This window comes from Pelagerythrobacter marinus (assembly GCF_009827515.1).
GTDB lineage: Bacteria > Pseudomonadota > Alphaproteobacteria > Sphingomonadales > Sphingomonadaceae > Pelagerythrobacter > Pelagerythrobacter marinus.
Genome location: NZ_WTYO01000003.1, coordinates 318,530 through 335,312, shown reverse-complemented (window position 1 = coordinate 335,312; position 16,783 = coordinate 318,530). Strand labels below are relative to the sequence as shown.

Sequence of the window (16,783 nt, the reverse complement as noted above, 5' to 3'; positions counted from 1 at the left end):
GCGCGGCCGCATTTTCGCCGGCAATGCTCGCGCTTCCCTCCGCCCTCGGCCGTGCTGCCGCCCAGCTGGCCGATCCCGCGATCCTGCGCGTCCTGGCGAAATCGATCGCGATCACGCTGGTCGTCTTCGTCCTGCTGGGGCTGGGCGCCGGCTTCGCGATCGATGCCCTGCTGGAACGGCGCGACATCGCCGGCAGCGAAGGCATCGGCGCCCTCGTCGGCCTGCTGCTCGCGGTGGTCGGCGGGTGGCTGCTGTTCCGGCTGGTCGCGCTGGCCGTGCTGCAGTTCTTCGCCGACGAGATCGTCGCCGCCGTCGAATCGCGACACTATCCGCAGGCGCGCGCCCGCGCGCGGGCGCTGCCCTGGCGGGCGGAGCTGGCGGCCAGCGTGCGGGCCACGGCGCGCGCGCTCGCCGCCAACCTCGGCGCGCTGATCGTCGCGATCCCGCTGGCCTTCACCGCGATCGGCCCGGCCCTGGTCTTCTGGCTGGTCAACGCCTGGCTGCTCGGCCGCGAGTTCCAGGACCTCGCCTGGGCGCGCCACCGACACACGGCGCCCGCGGCCGAACCGCCGCTGACCGGCGCGCAGCGTTTCCTCCTCGGCGGAACGATCGCCGGCCTTCTCGCGGTGCCGTTCGTCAACCTGCTCGGCCCCGTGCTGGGGGCCGCCGCCGCCGTCCACCTCGTCCATCGCCGCAAGGGATAAGCCATTGCCGTCGCTCGCCCGTTCCCGGTTCCTCGCCGTTCTTGCCCTCCCGCTGCTGGGCGCCTGCGCCACGGTGCCGGCCCCGTCTGCGGGCGGAAACACCCCCGATCGCCCGGGGTCGGCGCAGCCCGCCCCGCCGCCGACCCGGCCGGCTCCGCCGCCTGCATCCGCCGGCTTTCGCGCGCCCCGCGTAATGGATCTGCCGGGGCTGGAAGGCGTCATCGGCGCCGATGCGGAGGCGCTGGAGCGAACTTTCGGCACCGCGCGCCTGAACGTGTGGGAAGGCGATGCGCGCAAGCTGCAGTTCACCGGCGAGGCCTGCGTGCTCGACGTCTATCTCTACCCGTTGCGGCCCGGCGCCGAACCCACGGCAACCTACGTCGATGCCCGGCGGGCGTCCGACGGGCTGGACGTGGACCGCGCCGCCTGCGTTGCGGCATTGCGGCGCCGATAGGCGACAGCCCGCAGCGCGCGGTAACGCCCCGTTAACGCCCCGGGCGGAGAATCGCGGCCGTCCCGGGAAGAAAGGGCCGACGCGATGACCATCGGATTTGCCGACCTGGCACGGTCTGCCGTGGCGGAGAGAGAGATCTCCCCGCCTTCGCTGCTCGCCCTGCGCCAGCTGGGCTGGAGCGAGGGCACGATCACGCGGCACGAGGCCGAAACGCTGTTCATGCTCAACCGCGCGCTCGACCACCCGAGCGGCGAATGGGCCGACTTCTTCGTCGATGCCCTGTGCGAGTTCGTGCTGGGCGCGAGTGACCCGCCCGACACCTGCGACGCGTGCGAGGCGCACTGGCTGATCGGGGCGATCGACAGCGGCGGATCGCCGATCACGATGGCGGAGCTGGAACTGCTCGTGCGCCTCGTCGAGCGGGCCGGCGCCGTGCCCGACAGCGTCCGGCTCTATGCCCTGCAACAGATCGAGCTGGCGGTGATCGAAGGACGCGGCCCGACCCGCGTGGGCGGCACGCCGGGGCCGCGGCACGTCACCGGGGCCGAATGCCGGCTCGCCCGCCGCATCCTCCTCGCCTCGGGCGGCAGACAGCGGGCGATTCCCGGCGAACAGGCGCGCGAGGCGCTGCTCCGGATCGCGCAGGCGAGCGAGGACGGGGCGAACTCGCCCGAATGGGCGCTCCTCCTCGGCGATGTCGCCGGCGCGTGCCTCGGCCGGGCCTTGTCTGCCGGCGAAAATGCGGCGGAGGTGCTGGCGCCGGGGCGCTAGACCATGAAGCTCTCGCCGCAGCCGCAGGCGCCCTTGGCATTGGGATTCTCGAACACGAAGCCGGCGGTGAAATCGTCCTCGCGCCAGTCCATCGTGCTGCCGACGAGGTAGAGCACGCTCGCCCCGTCGATGTAGAACGTGCCGCCGGGCGTTTCGATCTTCTCGTCGAACGCCTGTTCCTCGCTCACATAGTCGACCGAGTAGGCAAGGCCCGAACACCCGCGCCGCGGAGTGGACAGCTTGACCCCCACCGCATCTTCCGGGGCCTGGGCCATGAGATCGGCAATGCGCTTCTCGGCCGCCGCCGTCAGGACGACCGCGGCCTTGGGCGCGGGGCGGGTTTTCGTATCGACCATCACAGCATCCCCAGTTCGAGGCGGGCCTCGTCGGTCATCTTGTCCGGCCCCCAGGGCGGATCCCAGACGAGGTTGACTTCGGCATCGCGCACGCCGGGCACGCTGGCGGCGCGCAGTTCGACTTCGCCCGGCATCGTCTCGGCCACCGGGCAATGCGGGGTGGTCAGCGTCATCGTGACGACGACCCCGCCTTCGTCATCGACATCGACCCCGTAGATCAGCCCGAGATCGTAGATGTTGACCGGGATTTCCGGGTCGTAGATTTCCTTCAGCGCGGCGACGACGGCCTCGTAGAGCTCGCCCCCCGGCGCCCCGGCGGGGAGGTTCTCCGGCTTCTTCTGCAGGAACCCTTCGAGATAGTCGCGCTTGCGCGTCATCGTGTCGCGCGCGCTTTCGGCCCCCGCGTCTTCCCGAGGGGCCTCGTCCACGGCGTCCTCCACCCGGGCGCGCGGCGGCTTCTCGACCGCCTCGTAGGGGGTCGGCGCGGCGACGAAATCCTTCTTCTTCTCGTTCGCTTCGGTCATCCGAAGATCCTCCTGGTGCGATCGATCCCGCGCAAGAGCGCCTCGAGGTCGTCCTCGTTCGAATAGAGGCCGAAACTCGCGCGCGCGGTGGCGGGAACGCCGAGATGGGCCATCAGCGGCTGCGCGCAATGATGCCCGGCGCGGATCGCGACGTTTTCTTCATCCAATATGGTGCCCAGATCGTGCGGGTGAACCCCGTTCATCGCGAAACTGACGATTCCCGCGCTCTCGGCGGGGCCGAACAGGGTCACGTCGTTCATCCCCCGCAGGCCTTCGCGCAGGCGCGCGACCAGCGCGGCCTCGTGCGCGTGGATCCGCCCGGGTCCGATCCCGGCGACATAATCGCAGGCCGCGGCAAACCCGATCGCCTCGACAATCGCCGGCGTTCCCGCCTCGAACCGCTGGGGCGGCGGGGCGTAAGTGGTCCCGTCGAAGGCGACTTTCTCGATCATCGAGCCGCCGCCCTGCCACGGGGGCATGGCATCGAGCAGCTCGGCCCGGCCCCACAGCGCGCCCACGCCGGTCGGGCCGTAGAGCTTGTGCGCGCTGAAGGCATAGAAATCGCAGCCGAGCGCCGCGACATCGACCGGCAGGCGCGGAACCGCCTGGCACCCGTCGATCAGCAGCTTCGCGCCCACCGAATGCGCCAGCGCTGCCGCGCGTTCGACGTCGAGCGTCGCGCCGAGGACGTTGGAGACGTGCGCGAAGGCGACCATCGTGTGCTCGCGCGTCAACAAGGCCTCTGCCGCGTCGAGATCGATCGCCCCGTCTTCGGTCAACGGGCAGACATCGACCTGCCAGCCGGCGAGCTGCCAGGGCACGATGTTCGAATGATGCTCCAGCACCGAGAGCAAGACGCGCCCCTTGTCGGGCCAGGAATGGGCGACGAGGTTGATCGCCTCGGTCGCGCCGCGGGTGAAGACCAGTTCCGCCTCCTGCCCCCCGACGAAGGCGGCCACGCGCCGCCGGGCGGCCTCGTAACCCAGCGTCATTTCGGCGGAGCGCGAATAGACGCCGCGATGGACGGTGGCGTAATCCGCGCCGATCGCGCGCGACACGGCATCGATCACGGACTGCGGCTTCTGCGCAGTGGCCGCGGTGTCGAGGTAGTGCCACGGTTCGCCCCCGGGCGCGCGGAGGCCGGGAAAATCCTCGCGCACGCTGGCGATATCGAGAGTCGTCGCCACGCTCACAGGTGCTTGTCCAGCTTGGCGAGGGCGATCGCCATCATCCGCTCGCGCTCGCCCTCGTCATCGAGCGCAACGAAAGCATCGCCGATGAAGGCCTGGACCAGCAGCCGGCGCGAAAGCTCGGGCGAGAGACCGCGCGCCGCCATGTAGTACCGCGCCATCTCGTCCATCTGGCCCACGCTCGCGCCGTGCGCGCATTTGACGTCGTCGGCAAAGATCTCCAGCTGCGGCACGGCGTTCACGCTCGCGCCCTTTTCGAGCAGCAGGCCCTTGAAGCTCTGCGCCGCGTCGGTCTGCTGCGCGTCGCGCACGACGTCGATATTGCCCAGGAAATTGCCCGTCCCCCGGCCCCAGTGAACCGCGCGGACCACCTGGTTGCTGGTCGCACCAGGCTCTGCATGGACCACGCGGGTGACGAATTCGCGCACGGTCTCGCGGCCGCCCAGCGTGACTCCGCCGAGTTCGAAATGCGCGCCTTCGGCCAGGCGCACCTCGACCTCGATCCGGCCCAGCTCGGCAGCGGCGATGACGGCGAACAGCTCGCACCGCGCGCCCGCGCCCAGCGTCACGCGCAGGCGGCGCAGTTCACTCGCGCCGGTCCCGGGCCCGTCCTCGATCGTCAGGCATTCGCGGAACGTCTCTCCGGCCGCGACGTCGATCGCGCGCCAGGCGTCGAGATCGACGCCATCGAGCGCCTCGACCGCCGAATAGCGCCAGGCTTCGTCCTTGCGGGTGGGCAGGGTGGTGGTGGCGTTCATGATCGCCCTCCTTCTTCGGTCAGCAGGCGCGCGATCGCCTCGTCCTGGTATCGGTCCATGCACGGGCGCGCGGTCGCCATCAGGCGGTCGAAAGCGAGCCGCCGCTCGCCCGCAGGCATGGCGGTGGCTGCCAGCCGGTCGATCTCGCCCTGCAACGGGCGGGCGCAGGTCAGCATGGCGCCGCAGCGGATCGCGTCGAGCCGGCGATCGCCCGTGCTGGTGCGCGTGCGGCAGACCAGGCGCCCGTCTGCGCGCGCGACGCTGCCCTTCCATCCCTTCAGCTTGGCCGCGGCGCTCTGGGCATCGAGCGGAGCGGGCTGCGGGGCGGAAGGCCGGGCTGCCGGCTGGGCCTGCAGTCCACTGGCCGCGAGCAGGAGAGGCAATGCAAGCAGCTTCATGCCGCGACGGCCTCGTACCCCTCGGCCTCGAGCCGCTTTGCCAGGTCGGCATCGCCGGTCTTCACGATCCGGCCCTTGCTCAGGACATGGACATAGTCCGGCTTCACGTAATCGAGCAGCCGCTGGTAGTGGGTGATCAGCAGCACGCCCTTGTCCGGCGCGCGCATGATCGCGTTGATCCCTTCGCCCACGACCCGCAGCGCATCGATGTCGAGCCCGCTGTCGGTTTCGTCGAGCACGGCGAGAACCGGGTCGAGAATACCCATCTGGACCATCTCGGCGCGCTTCTTCTCGCCGCCCGAGAAGCCGACGTTCACGTGCCGCTTGAGCATGTCCATGTCGAGCTTGAGCAGGCCGGCCTTGTCTTTCGCCAGCTTGAGGAACTCGCCCCCGGTCAGCGGTTCTTCCCCGCGCGCCTTGCGCTGGGAATTGAGCGCTTCGCGCAGGAACTGGACGTTGGAGACGCCGGGGATCTCGACCGGGTACTGGAAGCCGAGGAACATGCCGGCAGCGGCGCGTTCGTGCGGCTCCAGCTCCAGCAGGTCCTGCCCCTTGAACGTCACCGATCCCGCGGTGACCTCGTAGCCGGGCCGGCCGCCGAGCACATAGGCAAGCGTCGACTTGCCCGCGCCGTTGGGGCCCATGATCGCGTGGACTTCGCCCGCGCCCACTTCGAGCGTCAGGCCGTTGAGGATCTGCGTGCCGTCGATTTCGGCATGGAGGTTTTCGATTTTCAGCATCAGTCTTTCCGGGGCTTGCGCGGCGGACCATTGCCCGCGCGGTCGTAGCGCGGCCGGGTCTGCCGGGGATTGTTGGCGTTGTGCTGGCGGCGGGCCTCGCTCTTGTCGGCAATGCGCATGCGCATCCCGGCGGTGATCCGGGCGAGGACCGCGTCGATATCCTCGAGCACGTCCTTCGCCGCGATGTGCATGACGCGCACGCCCACGGCCTCGAGGCTCTTGTCGCGGCGGCGGGCGAGCGCCGGGTCCGCGCCATCCTCGTCGATGATGATCGCCATGCCGAGATTGTGGCAGTTGAAATCGACGATCGCGCTGCCGACCACGGCGAAGCGCTTGAAGGTATAGCGCCCGAGATCGGCCTTGCTGAAACGCTCCGCCAGCGCCTTGTGCGCGTCCGACGCGTGCCGCCGCATCTCGCGCGCCCGCTCGTGCAGCGCGTCGAGCCGCTTCTCCGAGATCTCCCACCCGCGCCCGCGCTTCTTGATCGCGGGCGCGTCGGTGGTCTCGGACGGATCGCGCAGCTGGAGGGTTTTGCGGTCAGTCATGGAAGGAGACCCGCTCCGTGTGCTAGGGCCACAGAACTTACGACCGCGAATGCAAAGCCAGCCAGCGCAAAGAATGCCATTAGGCTTACCCAAAACCAGTAGCCCTTCGTCTCCGCCGACTTGCGCCAAATGGTTCCCCACACGTTGACCTCACGCGCGACGAGCATTTCGCGGAGGCGAAACAGTGATGCGCCTGCCATCAGCAGGCAGAGTGCAAAGAGCATCGCGATCCAGATCACCCCACACTCCCCTCGAGTGAGATGGCCAGCAGCTTCTGCGCCTCGACCGCGAATTCCATAGGCAGTTCCTTCAGCACCTCGCGCGCGAAGCCGTTGACGATCAGGGCCACGGCCTCTTCCTCGTCCAGCCCGCGCTGCATGGCGTAGAACAGCTGGTCGTCGCTGATCTTGCTGGTCGTCGCCTCGTGCTCGATCTGGGCGCTGGGGTTCTTCACTTCGATATAGGGCACGGTATGCGCGCCGCACTTGTCGCCCAGCAGCAGGCTGTCGCACTGGGTGAAGTTGCGCACCCCTTCGGCATTGGGGCCGACGCGCACGAGGCCGCGATAAGTGTTGTTGCTCTTGCCCGCCGAAATGCCCTTGGAGATGATCGTGGAACGGCTGCCCTTGCCGTTGTGGATCATCTTGGTGCCGGTATCGGCCTGCTGGTAATTGTTGGTGACGGCAACCGAGTAGAATTCGCCGACCGAATCCTCACCGTTGAGCACGCAGCTCGGATACTTCCAGGTCACCGCGCTGCCGGTTTCGACCTGGGTCCAGCTGATCTTGCTGCGCGCGCCCTGGCACAGGCCGCGCTTGGTGACGAAATTGTAGATCCCGCCCTTGCCCTCGGCATTGCCGGGGTACCAGTTCTGCACGGTCGAATACTTGATCTCGGCATCGTCGAGCGCGACCAGTTCCACCACTGCGGCGTGGAGCTGGTTCTCGTCGCGCATCGGCGCGGTGCAGCCTTCGAGGTAGCTGACATAGCTGCCCTTCTCGGCGACAATCAGCGTGCGCTCGAACTGGCCGGTATTCTCGGCATTGATGCGGAAATAGGTGGAAAGCTCCATCGGGCAGCGGACCCCCTCGGGCACGTAGACGAAGGTGCCGTCGGAAAAGACCGCGCTGTTGAGCGTGGCGAAGTAATTGTCGCGCTGGGGCACGACCTTGCCGAGCCATTTCTTCACAAGCTCGGGATGTTCGCGGATCGCCTCGCTGATCGACAGGAAGATCACGCCCGCCTTCTGCAGCTCCTCGCGGAAAGTGGTCGCGACCGAAACGCTGTCGAACACGGCATCGACCGCGACCTTGCGCGCGCCCTTCACCCCGGCGAGCACTTCCTGCTCCGCCAGCGGGATGCCGAGCTTGTCGTAGACCGACTTGATCTCGGGATCGAGCTCGTCGAGCGAATCGAGCTGCGGCTTCTTCTTCGGCTCGGCGTAGTAATAGGCGTCCTGGTAATCGATCGGCGGATAGCCGACCTTGGCCCAGTCGGGCTCCGCCATGTCCTGCCACAGGCGAAAGGCCTTGAGCCGCCATTCGAGCATCCATTCCGGCTCGCGCTTCTTGGCGCTGATGAACCGGACCGTGTCCTCGTTCAGCCCCTTGGGCGCGAACTCGGTGTCGATGTCCGAATGCCAGCCGAATTCGTACTCGGCCGCTTTCGCCGCGGCCTCTCGGGCCTCGCGGTCCTGGATGTCGATCTCTTCGTTCATGCAGATGTTCCGGATAGAGTGTTTTCGCGCGCGGGAGATGCCCGCCCGACGGCGCCCGCCGGCACGGGACCGGCGGCAAGCTGCGTCAGCGGAATGCCGGCAAGCGCCCCGCGAAGGGCGGCATTGACGATCGGCCAGTGCGGCTTGACGCTGCAGGTGTGATCGACCGCGCAATCGTCGCCCTCGACGCACTGGGTCAGCGCAATCGGGCCTTCGACCGCCTCGATGATGTCCGCCAGCGTGATCGCCGCCGCCGGCCGGGCGAGCTGCAGCCCGCCGCCGGCCCCGCGCACCGAGCGCAGGAGCCCGGCAGCGGAAAGGCGGCTGACCAGCTTGGCGACCGTCGGCGCCGGAAGGCCGGTTTCGGCCGCCAGCTCGGCCGCGCTCGTGCGTTCGCCGCCGCAATGGCGTGCGGCGGCGCTCATCGTCACGACGGCATAGTCGGCCAGGTTGGACAGTCGCATCGGCAAATCGGACCTTTTCGTTCCGATTTGCAGGTATGGGCCGCGGCGGCGGTTTTCAACGGAAAACCGCCAGTTGCGAGTCGTTAGCGAGTGGCCGGGCCCGGCCCCGCCGGCTCAGGCCCCCTTCTGCGAGGCGACCCAGGCCTCGACGTTCTCCTCCATGATCGACAGCGGGACCGGGCCGCTCTTCAGGATCGCGTCGTGGAACCCGCGAATGTCGAACCGCTCGCCCAGCTGCGCACGCGCACTTTCGCGCAGCTCCATGATCTTGAGCTTGCCGATCATGTAGGCGGTCGCCTGCCCGGGATAGACGGCATAGCGTTCGATCGCCTTGCGGATGTCGCCCTCGGGGTTGGGGGTGTTCTCGGTCAGGTAGGCGATCGCCTCCTCCCGGCTCCAGCGCTTGTGGTGCAGGCCGGTATCGACAACCAGCCGACAGGCTCTCCACAGTTCCATCCCCAGCCGGCCGAAATCGGAATAGGGATCGGTGTAGAAGCCCATGTCCTTGCCCAGTTCCTCGGCATAGAGGCCCCACCCCTCGGAATAGGCGGTGATCCCGCCGAACCGGCGGAAGGCCGGCACGTCGCCCAGCTGCGTCTGGATCGAGAGCTGGAGATGATGGCCCGGCAGCCCCTCGTGGTAGAACAGCGCCTCCAGCTCGTTCCGGCTCATGTCGTTGAGGTTGTAGAGATTGACGTAATAAGTGCCGGGGCGCGACCCGTCGGGCGCGGGGCGCGAATAGAAAGCCTTGCCCGCGCTCTTCTCGCGGAAGGCCTCGACCGGTTTCACCACCATCGGGTCGGTCGGCAGGGTGGCGAAGAAATCGGGCAGCACCCGCTCGATCGCGACGCGGTGCTTCTCCACGTCGGCCAGGTACTCCTCGCGCGTTTCGTAGTAGAACCGCGGATCGGTGCGCGCGTGGTGGAAGAAATCCTGCAGCGTTCCCTCGAAACCGACCTGGTCCATGATCGCCCGCATCTCGCGGTGGATCCGGGCGACGTTGTCGAGCCCGATCTGGTGAATCTCGTCCGCGGTGAGATCGGTCGTCGTGTAGTTGGCGAGCAGGGCGGCATAGTATTCGTCGCCGCGTTCGAACCGCCACACGCCGTCCTGCGTCGGCGCCATCGGCTGCTGGCGGCGCATTTCGGCGAGCAGGCGCCGATAGGCCGGGCGGGCCGACACGTCCCAGGCCTGGTGCGCCCGGGCGACCAGGTCCGCCCGCTCGGCCGGCGGCAGGTCGAGCGCGGCCACCTTGCCTTCGAAGTCTTCGAGCACGGCGTTGTCCGCGCCGGCACCCAGCAGGTTCTCGATGTCCGAGATGACGTAGGGATAGACCCAGTCGGGCGGCATGATCCCTTCCGCCGCGCGTTCGCGCGATTCGGCCACGAGGGTATCGAGCACCGGGCCGAGCCGCTTGATCCGGCTGATGTAGTCGCGCGCCTGCTGCACGTCGGCCACCGAGTGGATATTGATGAGGAAGGCCGGCAGCTCGCTCTGCGCGCCGTTCATCTGGTCGAAGATATAGCCATAGTCGCGAAAGGCGAAGAGCGAGGCGCGCCGCTTCGCCATTGCATCGAACAGGCGATAGCTCAGCGCATCCTGCGGGGGCAGGGCATCGGGGTCGAAGTTCGCCCGCATCGTTTCGGCCGCCGCCTGGAGCAGCTCGTGCTGGCGCCGTTCCGCCGCATCGCTGACGTCGCCCCATTCGCCATAGTCCTCGTCGCGGATGCCGCGGTAGGCCTTGGACAGCGGGGAGAGCGAGAGCTGGGCCTCGTCGTAGGCTTCGAACAGGGCATCGATCCCCGCCTCGGGCCCCGGCAGGACGATGACCTGCCGCGCCTGCGCGTCGGCGGCGCCCGCTTCCTGTGCCTGTGTCTGGGCCTGGGCGCCACCCGCCATCGCCAGGGCGGCAACCGATACGCCGAGCGCGACCAGCCGTTTCGTCTTCGTCATCTGCGACCTCCTTGTTCCATCCACCGGGCTTGTGGCGCGAAAATCGCCCGCTGGCCAGCCGGACAAAAAGGGGGCGGCGCCGGCAAAGCGGCACCGCCCCGCAAAAGGCAAGAACCCCGCGCCGGGTGGCGCCGGGCCCTTCGGGTCGCAAAGCTCCTCTAGACGAGTCGCCTGCGAACGATTGTATGTTTGCGACAGCCGGGCGGAGAAATTATGTTGCAAAATTGTGTCGGCAGCCGGCCCCGGTCGACAGCGATGCGGCCACTTGCCATAGGCATCGGCCCATGCTGTTCCGCCTCGTCCGCCCCGCGCTGTTCGCCCTCGACCCCGAAACCGCGCATCGCACGACGATCGCGGCGCTGAAGGTCGCCCCCGCGCGCAGGCCGCAGGCGGGCGGGCCGCTCGGGATCGAGGTTGCCGGCCTTTCGTTCCCCAACCCGGTGGGAATGGCCGCGGGCTTCGACAAGGATGCCGAAGTGCCCGACGCGGTCCTGGGCCTCGGCTTCGGCTCGGTCGAAGTCGGCTCGATCACCCCGCGACCGCAGGCCGGCAACCCGCGCCCGCGCCTGTTCCGGCTGGAGGAAGACCGCGCGGTGATCAATCGCATGGGCTTCAACAACGGCGGGGCCGCGGCGGCCGAGGCACGGCTTCGCCGCCGGGGCGCGCGCGCCGGAATCCTCGGCATCAACATCGGGGCGAACAAGGATTCGCCCGATCGCATCGCCGATTACGTCGCGCTGACGCGCCGTTTCGCGCCCTGGGCCAGCTATCTCACGGTCAACATATCCAGCCCCAACACCCCGGGCCTGCGCGCGCTGCAGGACGAGAGCGCGCTCGTCGCGCTGCTGGACGCGGTCCTGGCGGCGCGGCCCGAGGCGGGCCCGCCGGTCTTCCTCAAGGTCGCGCCCGACCTCGAGCCGGCGGATATCGACGCGATCGCGCGGATCGCGCTGGAACGGCAACTGGGCGCGCTGATCGTGTCGAACACGACGATCTCGCGCCCCGCGCTCGCCTCCCCCCACGCGGGCGAAGCCGGCGGCCTGTCGGGCGCCCCGCTGCGCGACCTGGCGCAGCAGCGCCTGCGCGATTTCCGTTCGGCGACCGGCGGCGCGATCCCGCTCGTCGGCGTGGGCGGGATCGCCAGCGCGCAGGACGCCTGGGCCCGCATCCGCGCCGGGGCCAGCCTGGTCCAGCTTTACAGCGCCATGGTCTACCGCGGGCCCGGGATTGCCCGCGGCATCGTTCGCGGGCTGGAAACGCTGATGCGGCGCGAGGGCTTTGCAACGCTTGCCGAGGCGGTCGGGAGCGAATAGCCCGGCAGGCATGATCCGCCACGCCATCCTGTCGCTCGCCGCCCTCCTCCCGCTCGCCGCCTGCACCGCGCCGCCCCCGCCGGCATCCGCGTCCGCGCCCACCCCGGCCGACCTGCCGCCCGCTTCCGCCGCCGGCGTGGCCGGGACGGTCAGCGCCGCCGACCCGCGCGCCGAGGCCGCCGGCCTCGCCATGCTGCGCGCCGGTGGCAGCGCGACCGACGCGGCGATCGCGACGATGCTGGCGCTGACCGTGGTGGAACCGCAAAGCTCGGGCATCGGCGGCGGGGGCTTCCTCGTTCGCGGCACGGCCGATGGCACCGTGGAAACCTTCGACGGGCGCGAAACCGCGCCGGCCGGGGCGACGCCCGACTGGTTCCTCGACGAGAACGGCGAAGTCCCGCCCTTTTCCGAATCGGTCAGGAGCGGGCTCAGCGTCGGCGTCCCGGGCAATGTCGCGCTGGCCGCGCTGGCGCACCGGCAACATGGCAGGCTGCCCTGGGCCCGGCTGTTCGAACCGGCGATAGAGCTGGCGCGCGACGGGTTCCGCATGACCCCGCGGCTCCACCGCTCGCTGGCCGGAACGGCCGAGCGGGCGGGCTGGACCGCGCAAGGGCGCGCGCTGTTCTTCGATGCCCAGGGCACTCCGCACCCCGCCGGGCACCTGGTGGTGAACGCGGCGCTGGCCGAGACGCTGGAAGCGATCGCCGCCGGCGGGCCCGAGGCCTTCTATCACGGCGAGCGGGCAGCGTCCCTCGCCGCGACGGTCGCCGCCGAGACGCCGCGCGCGGGCGCGATGACCGCGGGCGATCTCGCCGCCTACGAGGCCAGGGCGCGCGACGCGGTCTGCGGGACCTACCGCGATTATCGCATCTGCGGGATGGGCCCGCCCACGTCGGGCGGCGTCGCCGTGCTGCAGATCCTCGGCCAGCTCGAACGCTTCGACCTTGCCGCGCTCGGCGTGGACAACCCGGTGACCTGGCACCTCTTCGTCGAATCGCAGCGCCTCGCCTATGCCGACCGCGAGCTGTACCTGGCCGATGCCGATTTCGTATCGGTGCCGGTCGCGGGCCTCGTCGATCCGGGCTACCTCGCGCGGCGCAGCGCGCTGATCGCGCCCGACGCGACGATGGCGACCGTCGCCGCCGGGGTCCCCGAAGGCGCCCCGCGTGCCCTGGCCGACGGCGACGAGCCGGAAGAGCGCGGCACGTCGCACTTCGCGGTGGTCGATGGCGCGAACACGATGGTCAGCTATACTTCCACCATCGAGAGCGCCTTCGGCTCGGGCCTGATGAGCGGCGGGTTCTTCCTCAACAACGAGCTGACCGATTTCAGCCGCTCGCCCACGGTCGAGGGGCGCCTGGTCGCCAACCGGGTCGAGCCGGGCAAGCGGCCGCGCAGCTCGATGGCGCCGATGGTGGTCTGGGACCCGCAGGGCCGGCCCGTCCTGGCGATCGGCGCGGCCGGCGGCAGCACGATCCCGGTCCAGACCGCGCGCAGCATCGTCGGCGTGATCGATTTCGGCCTCGACGCCGAGGCCGCGCTCGCCCTGCCTTTCGCCATGGCTTACGGCGACGCCGTGCTGGTGGAAAAGGGCACCTGGCTCGAACGGGCGATCCCGCGGCTGCGCGCGCTGGGGCACGAAACGGTGACCGCCCGCGAAGTGGGGCTGAAGGCCAACGCGGTCCTCTATCGCGACGGCAAGTGGACGCCGGCGCGCGATCCGCGGATCGCCGCGCAGATCGTGGTCCCCTGACCCGCGCGCCCCGCGCCCGTGCCACCGCTCATGCCACCGCGCGGCCCCGATGCAGGCTTGCTGGCGCCGCGGCAGGCGCGTAATTCAGCGCGACCGGCCACGACGAAGCCGGACGCGGGATCAGGAGCCCCTAGCCTTGCAATTGTCTGACATCGATGCGGCGAACAACCTCGTCGAACTGTTTCTCCGGCGCGCCGACGCCAAGGGGGACGCCCCCTTCCTGGGGGCGAAGCGCGACGGCACCTGGCAGACGATGTCCTGGCGCGAGGCGGCTCGAACGGTCTGCGTCCTGGCCCAGAACCTGCGCGGGCTCGGCCTCGAGGACGGGGACCGGGTCATGCTGGTATCGGAAAACCGGCCCGAGTGGTGCATCGCCGACCTCGCGATCATGGCGGCCGGCTGCGTGACGGTGCCCGCCTATGTCACCAATACCGAGCGCGACCACGTCCATATCCTCGACAACTCGGGCGCCCGCGCGGTGATCGTTTCGACCGAGAAGCTGTCGCAGCCGCTGCTGCCCGCGATCATGCGGACCGGGATTGCCGAGCACGTGATCCCGATCGACGGCATTCGCCAGTACCAGTCGGGCAGCCTGACCTGCCACGGCTGGTCGGCCATGACCGAAGGCGATGCAGCCGCCGCGCGCGAGGCGGTCGATAAGCGGATGACCTCGGTCGGCCGGTCCGACACCGCCTGCATCATCTATACCAGCGGCACCGGCGGCGCGCCGCGCGGCGTGCTGCAGCATCACGGCGCAATCCTGTGCAACGTCGCCGGCGCGGCGGAAATCCTGGCAAACGACTTCGGCCTCGACGAGGACGATCGCTTCCTCTCGTTCCTGCCGCTCAGCCACGCATACGAGCACACGGGGGGGCAATGCCTGCCGATCGCCGTGGGGGCGCAGATCTTCTATGCCGAGGGGCTGGAGAAATTGGCCAGCAACATAGAGGAAACGCGCCCGACGATCATGGTCGTCGTCCCGCGCCTGTTCGAGGTCCTGCGCCAGCGGATCATGAAGCAGGTGGACAAGCAGGGCGGCGCGGCCAAGGCCCTGATGGACCGCGCGCTCGCACTCGGCCAGCGCAAGGCGGAAGGCCGTTATCGCCTGGGCGACAAGACGCTCGACTTCGTGCTGGAACGGCTGCTGCGGCCCAAGATCCGCCAGCGTTTTGGCGGGCGCATCAAGGCGATGGTTTCGGGCGGCGCGCCGCTCAACCCGGAAGTCGGCGTGTTCTTCCAGTCGATGGGGCTGACCATGCTGCAGGGATATGGCCAGACCGAGGCCGGGCCCGTCATCAGCTGCAACCGCCCGCGCGCCGGGATTGCCATGCACACGGTCGGCCCGCCGCTGCGCGGGGTCGAGATCGCGATCGCCGACGACGGCGAGATCCTCTGCCGGGGCGAGCTGGTCATGCACGGTTACTGGCAGAACAAGGCGGAGACCGAGCGCGCGCTGAAGGACGGTTGGCTCCACACCGGCGATATCGGCCACCTGGACGAGAAAGGCCGGATCGTGATCACCGATCGCAAGAAGGACATGATCGTCAACGACAAGGGCGACAATGTCGCGCCGCAGAAGCTGGAAGGCATGCTGACGCTGCGGCCCGAGATCGCGCAGGCGATGGTGAGCGGCGACAAGCGCCCCTATGTCGTCGGCCTGATCGTGCCCGATGCAGAATGGGCGCTCGAATGGGCGCGCGCGAACGGCGAGAAGTTCGACCTGCCGGCGCTGCAGGACCTGCCCGCCTTCCGCAGCGCGATCCGCGCGGTGATCGACGAGGTGAACCGCGAGCTGTCGGTGATCGAGAAAATCCGCCAGTTCGCCTTCGCGGACGAGCCGTTCACGATCGAGAACGAGGAAATGACGCCGTCGATGAAAATCCGCCGGCACAAGATCCGCGAACGCTACGGGCCGCGTCTCGACGCGCTGTACCGGCACTGAGCCGGGCGGGGATCAGCGCTCGCGCTCGTCCTCGGTCAGGTCGGTCACGCTCTCGTCGTGGCCGGTGCCGCTGGAAAGGAACACCAGGCCCATCAGCGCCGCCGTGAGCATCATCGTCGCGCCCACGCCGAGCGCGGTGGCGATGTAGAAATGGAACGAGTGCGCGCTGTCGGTCAGGTAGAGATAGGCCAGGACCAGCGCGACGACCACCAGGGTCACCAGGACCATGGCGCGCATCAGGCGCTTGTAGCGCGCCCAGGCGAACGCGGCCTTGTCGGGATCGTCGAGCGGGGAAGGCGGTACCATGGGGCCCGTCTTTGGGCCGTCGGCCGGCGATTGGCAATGGCGCGCGTTTCATGGCATCCTCCGCCTTTCCGCGGAGGAGGTGGAATATCATGGAGATAGCAAGGCTTATCGCAGGCCGTTCGAGCGCCGAGATCGTCCGGTGCGATGCCGACGCGCGGGTGCGCGATGTCGTGGCGACGCTCGCCCGGCGGCGGATCGGCGCCCTGCCGGTGATGGAGGGGGGACGCGTCGCCGGGATCGTTTCCGAACGCGACGTGCTCTACTGCCTGGCCGAAGAGGGCGGCGCCGCGCTCGACCGCTCGGTGCGCGAGGTGATGACGGCGCCGGCGATCACCGCGACCCCGGCGACCAAGGTGGACGAGGCGCTTTCGCTGATGACGCGGCGGCGCATCCGGCACCTGCCGGTGATGGAAGGCGAGGTGATGTGCGGCTTCATCTCGATCGGCGACCTGGTCAAGTCGCGCATCGACGAGGCCGAGCGCGAGGCGGCCGCGATGCGCGATTACATCCGCACGGCTTGAGGGCGCGGGCCGGAGCGCCCATATCCCGTCCATGGCCGATATTCCTTCCCTGACCCCCGCCGCCGCGAAGCGAGTCGCCTGGATCGCCGAGCGCCAGTCGAAACCGGCGCTCCTGCGCCTCTCGGTCGAGGGCGGGGGCTGTTCGGGCTTCCAGTACCGCTTCGACCTGGCCGATGCGCCCGACGCCGACGACAGCGTGAGCGAGACCGACGGCGTGCGCCTGGTCGTCGATCCGGTCAGCCTCGACCTCGTCGCGGGCAGCACGGTCGATTTCGTCGAATCGCTGGGCGGCGCGGCCTTCCGGGTGGAAAACCCCAACGCGGCGGCCGGCTGCGGCTGCGGATCGAGCTTCGGAATCTGACCGGTCGCGGGCG

Annotated in this window: 20 protein-coding genes; 8 read left to right on the top strand and 12 right to left on the bottom strand. The window is 69.3% G+C overall.

Annotated features, from left to right (window positions below):
* Positions 1–23: 23 nt before the first annotated feature.
* The 3 genes from GRI72_RS08720 (at position 24) to GRI72_RS08710 (ending at position 1,929) form a co-directional block, all read left to right on the top strand.
* On the top strand, positions 24–704 hold the full coding sequence (locus tag GRI72_RS08720) for an EI24 domain-containing protein (RefSeq protein WP_160733512.1): 681 nt from the start codon (positions 24–26) through the stop codon (positions 702–704).
* 4 nt (positions 705–708) lie between these two features.
* Positions 709–1,158: a hypothetical protein gene (locus tag GRI72_RS08715; protein WP_160733511.1), complete on the top strand. Its 450-nt coding sequence runs from the start codon at positions 709–711 to the stop codon at positions 1,156–1,158.
* A gap of 84 nt (positions 1,159–1,242) precedes the next feature.
* Positions 1,243–1,929, top strand: a complete 687-nt coding sequence (locus GRI72_RS08710) for a hypothetical protein (protein ID WP_160733510.1) — start codon at positions 1,243–1,245, stop codon at positions 1,927–1,929.
* Here GRI72_RS08710 and GRI72_RS08705 read toward each other — a convergent pair.
* The 11 genes from GRI72_RS08705 to GRI72_RS08655 form a co-directional block, all read right to left on the bottom strand.
* Complete coding sequence (locus tag GRI72_RS08705; protein WP_202389025.1) at positions 1,926–2,285, bottom strand: HesB/IscA family protein; 360 nt, start codon at positions 2,283–2,285, stop codon at positions 1,926–1,928. The two genes, GRI72_RS08710 and GRI72_RS08705, sit on opposite strands and share 4 nt — an antisense overlap.
* Entirely contained in the window at positions 2,285–2,809 is a 525-nt protein-coding gene (locus tag GRI72_RS08700; protein WP_160733508.1) for an SUF system Fe-S cluster assembly protein, read from the bottom strand. Before GRI72_RS08700 ends, GRI72_RS08705 begins: the two co-directional genes overlap by 1 nt.
* Entirely contained in the window at positions 2,806–3,996 is a 1,191-nt protein-coding gene (locus GRI72_RS08695) for a SufS family cysteine desulfurase (RefSeq protein WP_160733507.1), read from the bottom strand. Before GRI72_RS08695 ends, GRI72_RS08700 begins: the two co-directional genes overlap by 4 nt.
* Before the next feature lie 2 nt (positions 3,997–3,998).
* Positions 3,999–4,757, bottom strand: coding sequence for a SufD family Fe-S cluster assembly protein (locus GRI72_RS08690; protein WP_160733506.1), 759 nt, complete (start codon positions 4,755–4,757; stop codon positions 3,999–4,001).
* Complete coding sequence (locus tag GRI72_RS08685) at positions 4,754–5,155, bottom strand: hypothetical protein (protein WP_160733505.1); 402 nt, start codon at positions 5,153–5,155, stop codon at positions 4,754–4,756. The genes GRI72_RS08690 and GRI72_RS08685 overlap by 4 nt, the downstream gene beginning before the upstream one ends.
* Positions 5,152–5,895: a Fe-S cluster assembly ATPase SufC gene (sufC, locus tag GRI72_RS08680; protein WP_160733504.1), complete on the bottom strand. Its 744-nt coding sequence runs from the start codon at positions 5,893–5,895 to the stop codon at positions 5,152–5,154. The genes GRI72_RS08685 and sufC overlap by 4 nt, the downstream gene beginning before the upstream one ends.
* On the bottom strand, positions 5,895–6,440 hold the full coding sequence (locus tag GRI72_RS08675) for an endonuclease domain-containing protein (RefSeq protein WP_160733503.1): 546 nt from the start codon (positions 6,438–6,440) through the stop codon (positions 5,895–5,897). Before GRI72_RS08675 ends, sufC begins: the two co-directional genes overlap by 1 nt.
* On the bottom strand, positions 6,437–6,679 hold the full coding sequence (locus GRI72_RS08670) for a hypothetical protein (RefSeq protein WP_160733502.1): 243 nt from the start codon (positions 6,677–6,679) through the stop codon (positions 6,437–6,439). Before GRI72_RS08670 ends, GRI72_RS08675 begins: the two co-directional genes overlap by 4 nt.
* Entirely contained in the window at positions 6,676–8,157 is a 1,482-nt protein-coding gene (gene sufB, locus GRI72_RS08665) for a Fe-S cluster assembly protein SufB (RefSeq protein WP_160733501.1), read from the bottom strand. The genes GRI72_RS08670 and sufB overlap by 4 nt, the downstream gene beginning before the upstream one ends.
* The gene (locus GRI72_RS08660) at positions 8,154–8,621 is read right to left on the bottom strand and encodes an SUF system Fe-S cluster assembly regulator (RefSeq protein WP_160733500.1); all 468 of its coding nucleotides are present in this window, start codon (positions 8,619–8,621) and stop codon (positions 8,154–8,156) included. Before GRI72_RS08660 ends, sufB begins: the two co-directional genes overlap by 4 nt.
* 114 nt (positions 8,622–8,735) lie before the next feature.
* Positions 8,736–10,574 (bottom strand): DUF885 domain-containing protein, encoded by a 1,839-nt coding sequence (locus GRI72_RS08655; protein ID WP_160733499.1) that lies wholly within the window; start codon positions 10,572–10,574, stop codon positions 8,736–8,738.
* Between the two features lie 284 nt (positions 10,575–10,858).
* Here GRI72_RS08655 and GRI72_RS08650 point away from each other — a divergent pair, with 284 nt between their 5' ends.
* From GRI72_RS08650 to GRI72_RS08640, 3 genes are all read left to right on the top strand, one after another.
* On the top strand, positions 10,859–11,887 hold the full coding sequence (locus GRI72_RS08650) for a quinone-dependent dihydroorotate dehydrogenase (RefSeq protein ID WP_160733498.1): 1,029 nt from the start codon (positions 10,859–10,861) through the stop codon (positions 11,885–11,887).
* A gap of 10 nt (positions 11,888–11,897) precedes the next feature.
* Positions 11,898–13,640: a gamma-glutamyltransferase gene (gene ggt / locus GRI72_RS08645; protein ID WP_160733497.1), complete on the top strand. Its 1,743-nt coding sequence runs from the start codon at positions 11,898–11,900 to the stop codon at positions 13,638–13,640.
* A gap of 136 nt (positions 13,641–13,776) precedes the next feature.
* Positions 13,777–15,582, top strand: coding sequence for an AMP-dependent synthetase/ligase (locus tag GRI72_RS08640; RefSeq protein WP_237486952.1), 1,806 nt, complete (start codon positions 13,777–13,779; stop codon positions 15,580–15,582).
* A 12-nt stretch (positions 15,583–15,594) separates the two neighbouring features.
* Here the strand turns inward: GRI72_RS08640 and GRI72_RS08635 are convergent, their stop codons facing one another.
* A complete protein-coding gene (locus GRI72_RS08635) occupies positions 15,595–15,888 on the bottom strand; it encodes a hypothetical protein (RefSeq protein WP_160733495.1) in 294 nt (97 codons plus the stop codon).
* Between the two features lie 89 nt (positions 15,889–15,977).
* Between GRI72_RS08635 and GRI72_RS08630 the strand changes: the two genes are divergently transcribed.
* Positions 15,978–16,409, top strand: a complete 432-nt coding sequence (locus tag GRI72_RS08630; RefSeq protein ID WP_160733494.1) for a CBS domain-containing protein — start codon at positions 15,978–15,980, stop codon at positions 16,407–16,409.
* A gap of 31 nt (positions 16,410–16,440) precedes the next feature.
* A complete protein-coding gene (locus tag GRI72_RS08625) occupies positions 16,441–16,770 on the top strand; it encodes a HesB/IscA family protein (RefSeq protein ID WP_160733493.1) in 330 nt (109 codons plus the stop codon).
* The last annotated feature ends 13 nt before the right edge of the window (positions 16,771–16,783 follow it).